11 protein-coding genes are annotated in these 12,625 nt (G+C 59.0%); 7 read left to right on the forward strand and 4 right to left on the reverse strand.

The genetic code is table 11. From position 1 onward, the window contains the following. The first annotated feature begins 115 nt into the window (after positions 1-115). Positions 116-1,264: a molecular chaperone DnaJ gene (gene dnaJ / locus B150_RS0103895; protein WP_020398577.1), complete on the forward strand. Its 1,149-nt coding sequence runs from the start codon at positions 116-118 to the stop codon at positions 1,262-1,264. 33 nt (positions 1,265-1,297) lie between these two features. Here the strand turns inward: dnaJ and B150_RS0103900 are convergent, their stop codons facing one another. Both B150_RS0103900 and B150_RS22120 read right to left on the reverse strand, forming a co-directional pair. Further along, positions 1,298-2,365 carry a hypothetical protein gene (locus B150_RS0103900; RefSeq protein WP_020398578.1) on the reverse strand — a complete coding sequence of 356 codons (1,068 nt, stop codon included), beginning with the start codon at positions 2,363-2,365 and terminating at the stop codon, positions 1,298-1,300. 10 nt (positions 2,366-2,375) lie between these two features. After that, positions 2,376-2,981 (reverse strand): TetR/AcrR family transcriptional regulator, encoded by a 606-nt coding sequence (locus B150_RS22120; protein ID WP_020398579.1) that lies wholly within the window; start codon positions 2,979-2,981, stop codon positions 2,376-2,378. A gap of 185 nt (positions 2,982-3,166) precedes the next feature. Between B150_RS22120 and B150_RS0103910 the strand changes: the two genes are divergently transcribed. The 6 genes from B150_RS0103910 to B150_RS22125 all read left to right on the forward strand — a co-directional run bounded on the left by B150_RS0103910 (position 3,167) and on the right by B150_RS22125 (position 10,540). After that, entirely contained in the window at positions 3,167-4,405 is a 1,239-nt protein-coding gene (locus tag B150_RS0103910) for a parallel beta-helix domain-containing protein (protein ID WP_020398580.1), read from the forward strand. Positions 4,406-4,441: 36 nt separating this feature from the next. Next, positions 4,442-5,503 carry an SO2930 family diheme c-type cytochrome gene (locus B150_RS0103915; RefSeq protein ID WP_211205920.1) on the forward strand — a complete coding sequence of 354 codons (1,062 nt, stop codon included), beginning with the start codon at positions 4,442-4,444 and terminating at the stop codon, positions 5,501-5,503. Between the two features lie 117 nt (positions 5,504-5,620). Beyond that, positions 5,621-8,341, forward strand: coding sequence for a TonB-dependent receptor (locus B150_RS0103920; RefSeq protein WP_020398582.1), 2,721 nt, complete (start codon positions 5,621-5,623; stop codon positions 8,339-8,341). Positions 8,342-8,446: 105 nt separating this feature from the next. Next, complete coding sequence (gene dapB / locus B150_RS0103925) at positions 8,447-9,238, forward strand: 4-hydroxy-tetrahydrodipicolinate reductase (protein ID WP_020398583.1); 792 nt, start codon at positions 8,447-8,449, stop codon at positions 9,236-9,238. Positions 9,239-9,262: 24 nt separating this feature from the next. Beyond that, complete coding sequence (locus B150_RS0103930; RefSeq protein WP_020398584.1) at positions 9,263-9,676, forward strand: DUF350 domain-containing protein; 414 nt, start codon at positions 9,263-9,265, stop codon at positions 9,674-9,676. Positions 9,677-9,694: 18 nt separating this feature from the next. Further along, positions 9,695-10,540, forward strand: a complete 846-nt coding sequence (locus tag B150_RS22125) for a S1 family peptidase (RefSeq protein ID WP_020398585.1) — start codon at positions 9,695-9,697, stop codon at positions 10,538-10,540. Here the strand turns inward: B150_RS22125 and B150_RS0103940 are convergent, their stop codons facing one another. Both B150_RS0103940 and B150_RS0103945 read right to left on the reverse strand, forming a co-directional pair. Then, positions 10,541-11,098, reverse strand: a complete 558-nt coding sequence (locus B150_RS0103940; RefSeq protein ID WP_020398586.1) for a DUF2244 domain-containing protein — start codon at positions 11,096-11,098, stop codon at positions 10,541-10,543. Between the two features lie 19 nt (positions 11,099-11,117). Then, on the reverse strand, positions 11,118-12,350 hold the full coding sequence (locus tag B150_RS0103945) for a UbiH/UbiF/VisC/COQ6 family ubiquinone biosynthesis hydroxylase (RefSeq protein WP_020398587.1): 1,233 nt from the start codon (positions 12,348-12,350) through the stop codon (positions 11,118-11,120). Between the last annotated feature and the right edge of the window lie 275 nt (positions 12,351-12,625).

Here is a 12,625-nt window from a genome sequence, read left to right on the forward strand (position 1 = left end):
AACATGGGCGCCGCCTCCCACATTTGTGGCGGGCGGCGTCTGACTTCCGGGGCTGGCGCGCTTTTTAGGGAAAGCGGGCACGGTGTGGCGAGGCAAACAGCGCGGGGAGCCGCTTATGTCAAAACAGGATTATTACGAGCTCTTGGGCGTCGCGCGGGATGCGGACGAAAAAGTGCTCAAGGCTGCCTTCCGTAAGGCAGCGATGAAGTATCACCCGGACAAAAACCCGGGCGATGCGGAAGCTGAGAAAAAGTTCAAGGAAATCGGCGAAGCTTACGACGTCCTCAAGGATGCGGAGAAGCGCGCCGCTTATGACCGCTATGGTCATGCCGCGTTCGAGCATGGCATGGGTGGCGGTGGCCGCGGGCATGCGGGTGCAGGCGGTTTTGATTTCTCAGACGTATTCGAAGAATTTTTCGGTGATTTCATGGGCGGTGGCGGCGGTCGCCGTCGGCGTGGCGGTGGCGCGGCAAGTGGCCGCGGCAACGACCTGCGCTTCAACATGGAAATCACGCTCGAGGACGCTTTCCGCGGCAAGACCGACCAAATCAAGGTACCGACAAGTGTGGCGTGTGAGCCGTGCTCGGGTTCCGGCGCGGAGCCGGGCTCCAAGCCAGAGATTTGCGGCACCTGTGGCGGCGCGGGTAAAGTGCGCGCGAGCCAGGGCTTCTTCATGGTGGAACGCACCTGCCCCACGTGCCAAGGCACCGGCAGCGTGATAATCAACCCGTGCAAGTCCTGCGGTGGCGCGGGTCGTGTACGCAAGGAAAAGACGCTTCAGGTCAAAATCCCGCAAGGGGTTGAAGAAGGCACGCGCATCCGGCTTGCCGGTGAAGGCGAAGCGGGCACCCGCGGTGCACCCCCCGGTGACCTTTATATTTTCCTCTCCATCCGCCCGCACCCCATCTTCAAACGCGACGGTGACATGCTCTATTGCCAGGTGCCGATCCCGATGGCGACAGCCACCCTCGGTGGTGACATCGAGGTGCCGACAATTGAAGGCAAACGTGCACGCATCAAGGTACCGGAAGGCACGCAAAGTGGCCGCCAGTTCCGCCTGCGCGGCAAGGGTATGCCTGAGCTTAACGGCGGTTTCACCGGTGACATGATCATCGAGACGCAGGTCGAGACGCCGATGAACCTGACCAAACGCCAGCGTGAGCTGATGGAAGAGTTCGCGGCTGAAAGCGGCGATAATGTTTCCCCGCGTTCAGAAGGTTTCTTCTCGAAAGTGAAGGAACTGTGGGACGACCTCACCGAATAGCGGTCTAACGAGTTCAAACGATAAAAAGCCGCCTCATCGGGCGGCTTTTTTCTTGTTGGCCTCAATGGCCTGCCATGTGTCGGACGAGATATCACAGAGCCGCCATTCGGCGAGTTTTCCCCAGTTGTTGCAGTGCTCACGCACGCGCTTCGGGAACCATTCCCACGCGCGCAGCAGCCAAATGTTGCCACCCTTAGGCGCGCCCACAAGCGGGCCGGATTTCACTGGGCGCAGGGAGAAGTCCTTGAAGGTGAGTGTGCTCTCACGCGGTAGGCCAAGCCCTTCGGGCAGATGGAGCGCAAAGGTAAACCGCTCGTATGGTTTAGCGCTGTCGGTGAGCGAGCTTGTGCGTTCAGGGTATGCCTGCGCTATCGGGCGCAGGGCAAAACATTTGTCCGCGTCCGGCGCGCAAGTCACCAGCGCCACATCGCCGATGGTGTGCGAGACAGTGGTGACCACCCGGCCATTTTTGATCGACGGCTGTTTGATTGTGCTGGTGGTCGCAAGATAAAGGTCAAACGGCAGGTCAGCCTCGATTTTCGGGAAAAGGAAACGCTGACCGCGGCCATAGGGCACGACGCGAGGCCAGAATTCATGCCGCTGCACCCACACATCAAGCGCGCGTTCCTCCACCGTCGTAACGGTTGCCGGAATCTCGCGCCCACCATAGACAATCGTGAACTGAACTGTGGTTACATCGCGCTCAAAAACCGGGCTGTTGTTGGTAAACCCCAGTTCGAGCGCCGTGCGACCAAGGCATACGGCAGAGAGCGTAGCCATGACGAGGAGCAGAAGCGCACGCCCGAAATTCATGGGAACCAGCCCCAGCCCGTTGGCCGCCCGCATGATATCAGCTGCCGCACCAACGGTGAGCGCAAAAGCGACCGCGCCAATGCCAAGGTAAACCTGCAGCGGCGATGCCCAGGTGATGCCACCCCATACCAGAAATACGAAGGTGCAGGTGACCATATAGGTCAGCAGCAACATTTTCCACTGATGGCGGGCATGCAGCCAGCGTGTCACCGGGGACGCAAGCAGGATTGCGACGGCAATCAGCGCAAGGCTGCCGATGACAAACACAGATGTACTGAGGTTGGTCATAAAGGCGGGGTTAGCTCACATAAGCACTCAAGAGCCGGGCGATTTCAAGGATTAGCGCGTCGGCTTCCGCCTCGTCGTCTTCCTCAATCGCCTGATCTACCAGGATGGACACCGTGGTTACCATGGTTCGCATCATGGCGGCTTCGCGGTGGTCCGGCAGGCTCACCCCCGAGACCGCGAGAATATTGCGCACCATCGCTGCGAGGCTACTGTCGAGGCCCGGTGTCACTTCCCAAAGCGAGCGCTGGCTGTTGGCCCAGCGGGTCAGCGGGCGAAAGCTCGGGTGCTCACGCGCGGCAAGCCAGAAGGTGCGGATCAGCTCCTCCAGCGTGATGCGGACAGACTGGCCGGGCGGTGTTGCGGCCAGCGCTTCAGCCACCTTTTGCTCCACCTCATTGTAAGCGGTGTCATAAAGGTTCGACAGGATATCATCCCGGTCTTCGAAATACTGGTACACCGATCCCACGGGTACGCCCGCTTTGCTGGAGATACCCGTGGTGGTGACCGCAAGCGGTCCTTCCTCCACAAGCAGCTTCTCCGCGCCAAGCAAAATGGCATTGCGCCGCTTGATCGCCCGCGCCTGTGTCGGGATCTTCTTTGGTGGTCGTGTTCTCAAGTGCCCCTCACCGCCTTCCGGTCATCGCCCAATCCCCGGCAGCTTAGCTGCAAAAGCGGGGGCGTCAAATAATGATAAAATGAAACGCTTTCACTTTTTCTTGACGAATGACAAACAAGGGCGCATGCTGCACTTAAGTTTTAATGGCTTCCATTGCATCTGCGTGATGGAAGCGGGAGGGGGAAATGATGAAAAACACCGTGAAGGCCTTTTTGGCCGTCATTTTTGCTGTTGTGGCCACGCCGCTCGCGCTGGCGCAATCCGTCATTGAGATCGAGCCTGGCGAAGGCGTGCAGGAAGCGCTTCAGGAAGCGCTGATCATGGCCGAACCCGGCAGCGTGATCGAGCTTAAAGCCGGCCGCTATGAATTTACCGGTGGTCTCTCCCTCGATGTTGAAAACATCACCCTGCGCGGTGCTGGTATGAACGAGACTGTGTTGTCGTTTGCAGGTCAGACCTCGGGGTCCGAAGGGCTCCTGATCACCGCGGGTGGCGCGCGTGTTGAAGCACTGGCGGTTGAAGATACGCCCGGCGACGGCATCAAGGCCAAGGGTGTTGATATCGTCACCTTCAAGGATGTGCGCGTGGAATGGACCCGTGGCCCGAATGCTGAAAACGGTGCTTACGGCCTCTATCCGGTCGAGAGCAAAAACGTGCTGATTGATGGCTGTGTGGTCAAAGGTGCTTCGGACGCGGGCATCTATGTGGGCCAAAGCCAGCAGATCATCGTGCGCAACAGCCGTGCGGAACTGAACGTGGCCGGTATCGAGATCGAGAACAGCTATTTCGCGGATGTGTACAACAATGTCGCCACCCACAACACAGGCGGCATTCTGGTCTTTGACCTGCCCAACCTGCCGCAAATGGGCGGCCACAGTGTGAAGGTTTATAATAACAAGGTAGTTGCGAACGATACGCCGAACTTTGCCCCTCCCGGCAATATCGTGGCAACCGTGCCCATGGGCACCGGCATCATGGTGATGGCGAACCGTGAAGTTGAGATTTTCGACAACGAACTCTCTGACAATGCGTCAACGAACATTCTTCTGGTCGCTTACCCACGCGAATATAATGACCCCACCTACAACCCGCTGCCGCGCGCCATTTATGTGCACGGTAACAAACACGGAAAAGCAGGTTTTGCGCCTGACCAGGCTGTCAAAGACATCATTGAACCGCGCACTGGCACGCCGGTACCGCATATTGTCTGGGACGGTGCGGTGGACGGTATCTGGGCGGCGTTCTTTGGTCCCGATGATGAAAACGCGATTTATATCAGCGAGCCTGAGGGCACCACATTCGCCAACCTGCAGTTCGTCAAGGACATGATCCTGCCGTGGGGTGCGTCCGTGGATACCGATATTGAAGACTATGCCGGCGAATTGCCGTCGCGTGCTGCGGTTACCCTGCCGCAGGAAAAATAAAAAGCTGTTTCGATAAGGAGAATAGGAGGAAAGCCCTTGTTCAGACGTGTTTTGAGTGTTCTTGCCGCCGCCCTTTTGAGTATGACCACCATCGCTGCGGTGGCACGGGCCGAGATCAACGATGCTGCGCTTCTGGCGGCGCGGCCGGCTAAACTACTGTCTGAATACGGGCTTTTCAGTGATTATGCGAACCAGATGCCTGCTGAAGGTGTTGTCCCCTACGCGCTGATCACGCCGCTTTTTACCGACTATGCACACAAGTTCCGCTTTGTTTATGTGCCGAAGGGCGAACACGCCACCTATGACGCCAAGGAAGTGATGAACTTCCCGGTTGGGTCTGTGCTGGTGAAAACCTTCGCCTACCCCGCCGATTTCCGCGCCCCTGAAAAAGACATCCGCATCATTGAGACGCGTCTGCTGATCCGTCAGGAAAAGGGCTGGAACGCCTGGGCTTATGTTTATGATGAGGAGCTGAAGGACGCGGTCCTCAAGGTCGCCGGTAAAACCCTGCCGGTTGAATGGACCGATGAAGCAGGCAACGCGCGGTCGACCAATTATGTGGTGCCGAACAAGAACCAGTGCAAAGGCTGCCACACCTACAATAAGGAATTCTCCCCCATTGGCCCCAAGGCGCGGAACCTGAATATGGATTACAAATATCCCGCAGGGTCCGAAAACCAGCTTGCGCATTGGTCGCGCGTTGGCGTGCTTGAAGGTGCGCCAGCGCCCGCTGATGCGCCGCGTGTGCCTGATTTCCTTGACGCCAGTGCGCCTGTTGATGCCCGCGCCCGCGCCTATCTTGATGTGAACTGCGCGCACTGCCACCGCCTTGAAGGCCCGGCAAGCACCTCCGGCCTGTTCCTCACATGGGATGAGGCCAACAAAACCCAGTGGGGCTACAAAAAACGGCCCGTTGCTGCGGGTCGCGGCTCCGGTGGGCTTGACTATGACATTATGCCGGGCAAGCCCGACCAGTCGATCCTTGTGTACCGGCTGCAGTCGCTTGATCCGGGAGTGATGATGCCTGAGGTGGGACGCACCATGGTGCACGAGGAAGGCATCGCGCTTCTGAAGGAATGGATTGCCAGTATCGAGTAGGGAGTACTGAGTAACAGTGAGGAAACAGGCGCTGCGCTCAAGTGGGGGGCGCGTCCGCCTGTAGGGGACTAAATCATCGCGGCCTGCCAGAGTGCCGCCATATCGGGAGGGGAGCCCATGACCAACAGTTACCTTAAAAGCCTGCTGCTTTTGAGCGCGAGCGCCGGTGCGCTTGGTGCCGTGAGCATGCAGGCGTCCGCACAGGACGACACCAGCTTCACGCTTGAGGAAATCACGGTAACCGCACAGAAGCGCGAACAGTCCGCGCAGGATGTGCCGATTACCCTGAACGCCTTCTCCGGCGATTTTCTACAAACCATCGCCGCAGAGGACCTGCGTGATATCACCGCCTACACGCCAGGCCTCGAGATCGACGGTGTTACCCAGCCGCGTTTCCGCCTGCGCGGTGTTGAAACCAGCGACTTCGGTGTGGGCACCGACCCTGCCGTTGGCTTGTTTGTTGACGGCGTTTATGCCTCCCGTTCGGGCGCGGCGATCGTCTTCTTCTCGGATATTGAGCGCGTTGAGGTGCTGAAGGGCCCGCAAGGCACGCTTTTTGGTCGTAACACCGCAGCGGGTGCCATCTCGGTCATCACCAGAAAACCGGTGATGGACGAAACCGAAGCCCAGGTGCGTCTGCGCTATGGTCGTTTCGACAAACGCCAATTTGACGGCATGATCAACCTGCCGCTTACTGACACCATCGCCATGCGCGCGAACTTTCTGGTCAACAAGCAGGACGGCTACGTCAAGGATGCGATTACCGGCGAGGATTATGGCCGTCAAGACAACGTGACCGGCCGGGTGCAGTTCCGCTGGGAACCGAACGACCGAACCGCCGTCAATCTCGCCTATGAGTTTGACCACACCGAACAGGATGAGGATCAACCCATCCTTGGTGTCTCAAATGGCAAGCTGCGCGCGCCAGTGGGCGCTGAAACTGTGGGCGACCTGCCGGGTCACGGCGATTTCCTTGCCGCTGTCGCGCCGCTATTCGGCTTGCCCATCACCAAGGAAACGCCGCTTGATGTGCTCTACGGTATTCCGCTTCCCGCCATTTATGCGGGCTTTGGGGCGTTTGGCTACTCACCTTCCAACCCGAATGCGGACTGGAATTTCTTCCGCGATGCACGCAGTGTCGGCGGTGCCAATCCGTTTGGCCCCATCGCCAGCGATATCGGTAACGGCGAAGAAAACCGTGATCTTGACGGCATCACGCTTAACATCACCCATGATTTCGGTTGGGCGACCCTGACATCTATTTCGGCCTTCAAGAAGTTCACCTCGAACAACCTGCAGGACGAGGACGGCACCGCCGATCCGGATTTCTACTTTGATACCGACAACGTGGAAGAGAACGAGCATTTCTATCAGGAACTGCGCCTCAACGGTGTGAACGGTCCGCTCACGTGGACCACGGGCCTCAGCTACTATTGGGAAAACGCGAAGCAACAGTCCCAGACCCATGCGACGCTCGATAGCATCGATACGGTTCTCTATAACATCGGCATCACACCGGGCGTGCTGGCAGCCAGTTTTGACCCGACGGACGGTATCAACGCGTGCGAGAGCCTGTTCCTGGATTCGCTCGGTGGCTTCATTTCCTTCAACAACACGCCGCTCAACTGCTTTGACGGCAGCCTGCCGGCGCTCTCGCTTGAAGATATCGCCAACCTTGGTCTGACCACCATGAGTGGCCGCACATGGACCGAAACCATGTATGGTGAGGGCACCTTCAAGGCATACGCTGCCTTCGCGGACGTGACCTATGCAGTCACAGACCGGTTCAACGTCAACGCCGGTGTACGCTACACGCGCGATGAAAAATCGTGGGAGTGGTACAACGGCCGCCGTGAAATCTCCGGTTACGAGCGGCTTGATATCCCCGGTGTGGGTAATCTTGCTGACATCCACCAGCAGATCCTTACGGGCATTTTCCAGCAGTTCCTCGGGCCAACCGCGTCAGGCGATATCGTCTTTGATGTCGGCGGGCTTGAAGGCGTTCACTACACCAGGAAGGACAGCTGGGATGACCTGAGCCCACGTGTCGCCATCGACTATCAGTTCAGTGACGACGCCATGTTCTACGCGTCCTACGCGCGGGGCTACAAGGCGGGTGGCTTCAACTCGGTTGAGGTGAACAGCTATTTCGACAATGAGAAAGTCTGGAACATCGAGGCTGGTATCAAGTCGCAGTGGTTCGATAACCGGGTGCGGTTCAACGCGGCTGTCTGGAAGTATAAGTATAATGACAAGCAGTCGATCCGTCTTGTGGACGTAGACGGCGCCAGCGTGCCGCAATATGTCACCCAGAACCAGGATGTCTCCGGCAAGGGTCTTGATGTGGAAATGCTCTGGATTCCGCTCGCGGGCCTGCGTTTCTTCGCGAACGGCGGCTATCAGGACATCACCTGTACGGAAAGCTGCGGTGATAGTGCCGTTGGTGACCCGACCGGCGAACCATCCACCCGCGTGTCCTTCGGTGGTGACTATACCATGTCACTTGGTGACACGGTGGGTGCCATCACCTTCCATGCGGACCACAGCTACACCAGTGCGCGCCGTGAAAACGGTGAATGTATCGGCGACGGCACTTGCGGCACCGTTACGTGGGGCGGTGTCACATGGAAAACCGGTGAGGCGAGGAACTTCACCAACGCGCGTGTGACATGGTCGAACCCGGATGATGACCTCAGCATCTCGCTCTTTGCCCGCAATATCTTTGGCCACCGCTACCGTGGTGGCGCGAGCGGGTTGGCGGTTGATACCTTCGGTGCACCGCGTGCTACGCTCATGGAACCGAGCACGTGGGGCATTGACCTGACCGCGCGTTTCTAAACCAGCGCAAAAGCAAAAATGCAGAAGGCCGGGTATCGCCCGGCCTTTTCTTTTGCCCCACTGCCTGATAGCAAAGAGACACAGTATTTTACGGAAGGGCGAGCGATGGCGGCACTGGTAAAAATTGGCATTCTGGGTGCGATGGGCCGCATGGGCCGCGCAATTGCTGCCGAGGTGATTGAGGCTGATGGCATGGAGCTTGTGGCTGTGTGCGACCGTCCGGACCACACGCAGGTCGGCAAGCCATATCCGGGTGCGGATGCTTCGCTTGTCTCCGCCGCAGCTCAGGTGTTCGCGGAAGCCGACGTGGTCATTGACTTCACGCCGCCGGGCGCGACGGCTGAACATGCAGCGCTGGCCGCCAAACACGGCAAGGGCATCGTTGTGGGCACTACGGGTCTTAGCAGTGCGGACGAAGCGGCACTCAATAAGGCCGCAGAGGTAGTACCCGTGATGCAGGCGGGCAATTATTCGCTTGGTGTCAATTTGCTGATGGCGCTGGTGCGCGAAGCCGCGTCAAAGCTCGGGACTGATTGGGATATCGATATTCTTGAAATGCACCACCGCCACAAGGTGGATGCGCCCTCGGGCACAGCGCTCATGCTTGGTGAAGCCGCCGCCGACGGGCGCGGCAAACCGCTTGGCGAGGTGCGCACACCTGCACGTGAGGGCCTCACGGGCGAACGCAAGGAAGGCTCAATCGGTTTTGCAGCGCTTCGGGGCGGCAGCGTGATCGGCGAACATGAAGTGATCTTCGCAAGCGCGAATGAGCGGCTCGTGCTGTCGCACAAGGCGGAAAATCGGGGGCTTTTTGCCGCTGGTGCCGTCAAGGCGGCCGCGTGGCTCGCGGTCCAGAAGCCGGGGCGTTATTCGATGAAGGATGTGCTTGGCCTCTAGGCCGCCAAGATAAGGGGGAATAAAATGGAAGAAGCACTGCTTGCCTTGCAGGAAGGCTTTCCTGTCTTTCTGGTGCACTCAGCCACCAGCCTTGTGCTGCTGGCGCTTGGTATAGCCATTTATATGCGCTTCACGCGGCATGACGAGATCAAGCTCATCCGTGAAGGCAATGTAGCAGCGGCCCTTTCGCTTGGCGGTGCCATCGTCGGTCTTGCCCTGCCTATTGCTTTTTCGCTCGCGGCATCCGTGACGCTCTGGGACCTTGTTATCTGGGGCATTGTCGCCTTTGTGCTGCAAATTGTTGCCTTCCGCATCGTTGACCTTGTGCTCAAGGACATCTCCCGCCGTATTGAGGCGGGTGAAATGGGGGCTGCGGTTATTCTCGTCTCCTTCAAGCTGGCGACAGCCTTTATCAACGCAGCCGCCATTGCGGGTTAGCGGACCTAGGGTGGGCCAATGCGACTGAGCCGGGAAGTTTTCCTGTATCTGCTGATCATTGTTGTCGTCATCATCCGCTACGCGGCGGAAGGTGGTGATGGCCCGCGCCGGCCCGCGCCCGGCCTGCCGTCAGAGCCCGATACGCCGGTATTGGTGCCAGAAGGAGAGCCCCTTCCAGGTAACGACCGTGGTACTGTTGTGGTGGAATTGGATGCCGAGGTGAAAAACGGTGTCGGAACGGCCTTCGCTGTGGACAGCAATGGCACCTTCATCACCGCCCGGCATGTGGTGGATGGGTGCGGCAAAGTGTTCCTTGTTCGGGGTTCGCGCACGCTAGAGCCAGTCACATCCGCAACATCGGAACAGAACCGAGATTTCGCGGTCGTGCGCGCTGCCCGCTTGAAACCGGATTATGTTGCCCTCTCGCGCCGCAGCCCGAAGCGGGGCGAAGACGGCTTTATGATGGGCTTCCCGCAAGGTAGCCCCGCTGATGTACGCGCCACAGTGGTTGGCGCAACCGAAATGCGCTCGGTGGGGCGCTACCGCATGCGCGAACCGGTCATCGCCTGGGTCGAGCGCGAGCGCAAACCCGCCTTCGCCGGGTCGCTTGGCGGCATCTCAGGGGGGCCGGTTTTTGATAGTGAGGGCTTTGTGGTGGGAACTGTGGTAGCAGGTGCGCCGCGTCGTGGCCGCGTCTATACCACCCATCCGCGGGTTTTTGGCGACACAGGTTTCCTCAACACCGAACGGGGCGATGTGCAACACGCGCTCTCAGGCGGTGTAACGCGGGAAAACTTTGCAGAGAAAGGCAACCGCTTGCGGGCGGACCGTACCATCGCGCAGGTTTACTGCAAGGCAGACTGATCAGACGATCTCGTCGATGGGAATACGGTGCCGCCACTGCGCCAGCGCGCCTTCAAGTGAACGTGCAAACCCCTTGCGCTCTGCCGGGAGCATGAAGCGGCCAAATACCACCTGTTCGCCATGAGAGCGCAGAGAGAGTTCATTATCGTCTCCGCCCAGTTTTCTCAATTTCACCTGCGCCCAATAAGGCTCGAACCGCCAGGTTTCAGAGCGGCCGTTCGGGTGAACACGGGTGAGGAGCAGGTCCGTGTCGGTAAGCTGCACTGTCTCAAAGCGCTGTGCAGAACGGTAGTTTAGGAAAAACGCCAGCCACAGCGCAATTAGGTCGATCGCAACGAAAATCACCACCGGCCAGGCCCCAATCATGATGAAGCGGATGGCGGCAAACACACAGAAAGCGGCCAGCACGCCAATCATGCGGTTGAAATTCTTTTTCTTCAGCGAGCGGTGGGCATATAGCGTGGCGTCAAAATGCAAGCGCCGCGCCCTCGGCTGCGGCGCGCTTTCGCCCTCACGGGCGTCATGGTGGCTGTCGTTATGCTCGTGGGTTTTTGCCATGACCGCATTATAGCAGCAATCAGGGCCGCTCGCCGCGTAACAGTTTCGGGAGCTCACCCACCGTGCCGCGTGCATGGCTCATGAAGAAATTCTTGAGCGGCGTCACTTCGTTGATCGCGGCCATGCCAAGGTCCCGCACCAGCTTGACCGGCCCGATGTCGTTCGAGAACAGGCGGTTGAAAATGTCGGTGATGGCGTAGACGCTGGCATTATCGGTGGTGCGCCAGCGGCCATAGTTCTCCAGCACGACAGTGGAGCCGATATCAAGTCCCACGCGTCGTGCGTCGGTCAGTACCTCAATGAGCACCGCAACATCTTTGATGCCGAGGTTGAGGCCTTGCCCCGAAATGGGGTGGATGCCGTGTGCGGCGTCGCCGACGAGCGCGAGGCGTTCGGCGACATACTCTTGTGTGTACTGCAGGTTCAAGGGGTACGCCCAGCGCCCGCCAATGACTTTTACTTCACCAAGGAAGTCACGGATGCGGCGGCTTACTTCGCTTTCAAACGCGCGCTCGGAGAGGCCCATGATGGTCTCAACCAGATGGCTCTTCTCTGTCCACACAAGCGAAGACCGGTTGCCAGTGAGCGGCAGGATCGCAAAGGGGCCTGAAGGCAGGAAGCGTTCATGTGCGATGCCGCAGTGGCTGAACTCGTGCTCAACCGAGCATACGATACCGTGCTGCTGGTAATCGATTTTTGACACCGCCATGCCAGCGTGTTTGCGCACAATCGAGCCGCGCCCGTCAATGCCAAGCAGGAGCGGCGCGTGGATCACGGTGCCGCTCTCGAGCGTGACGGTCGCGCGGGCACTGTTGCGCTCGATCTTCGCGACCTTCTCGGGTGCGAGCAGGTGGATGCCTTCCATCTCCTCAAGCCGCTTGAAAAGCGCGAGGCGGGTGTGCCGGTTCTCGACCATATGGCCAAGAGGGCCATCGCCAAGTGTTTCATTGTCGAAATGCAGGTGCAGGAGCGACGGGCCATCCGACACGCGGATCTCGAGGATCGGCTGTGCGAAGGGCTCCATATGTTTCCATATACCAAGCGCCTCAAAAAGCTGGCAGGAGGCATAGGCAAGTGCGCTTGAGCGGCCGTCATAGCTTACCGCCGTCAGGTCGCCCTTCGGTGCCATGTCGATGACCGCAACCTCGAACCCTTCCTGCGCGAGGCCGATGGCCGCCGTCAGGCCCGCAAGCCCGCCGCCCACGATGGTCACGTCGCACGAGATTTCCGTCTGCTTTTTCTTCGCCGCCATAGCCTGTCTCCTTGGTCTTCATGTAGGCCCGCGCGCGCCTGGTTGTAAAGGGACCTGATGCCGCAGCACAGGATTTTGCCACCTTTTTGGCCGATAAATTGCTGCCATGAAATTGCCGCTCTTGTCCTAGACCCTTGTCCCGCATTAAAGTGCAGCGAACAGGACAAGAACATTGCCCTGGCCGCTCTCTTTTTGTTTGGGGTGCGCCGGGCAAGACGGGTGAAGCCCGAGGGAGCAACAGATCAGTGTCAGCGCGTAGGCAAGCCGCCACGGGG

The sequence above is a fragment of the Kordiimonas gwangyangensis DSM 19435 = JCM 12864 genome, assembly GCF_000375545.1.
GTDB lineage: Bacteria > Pseudomonadota > Alphaproteobacteria > Sphingomonadales > Kordiimonadaceae > Kordiimonas > Kordiimonas gwangyangensis.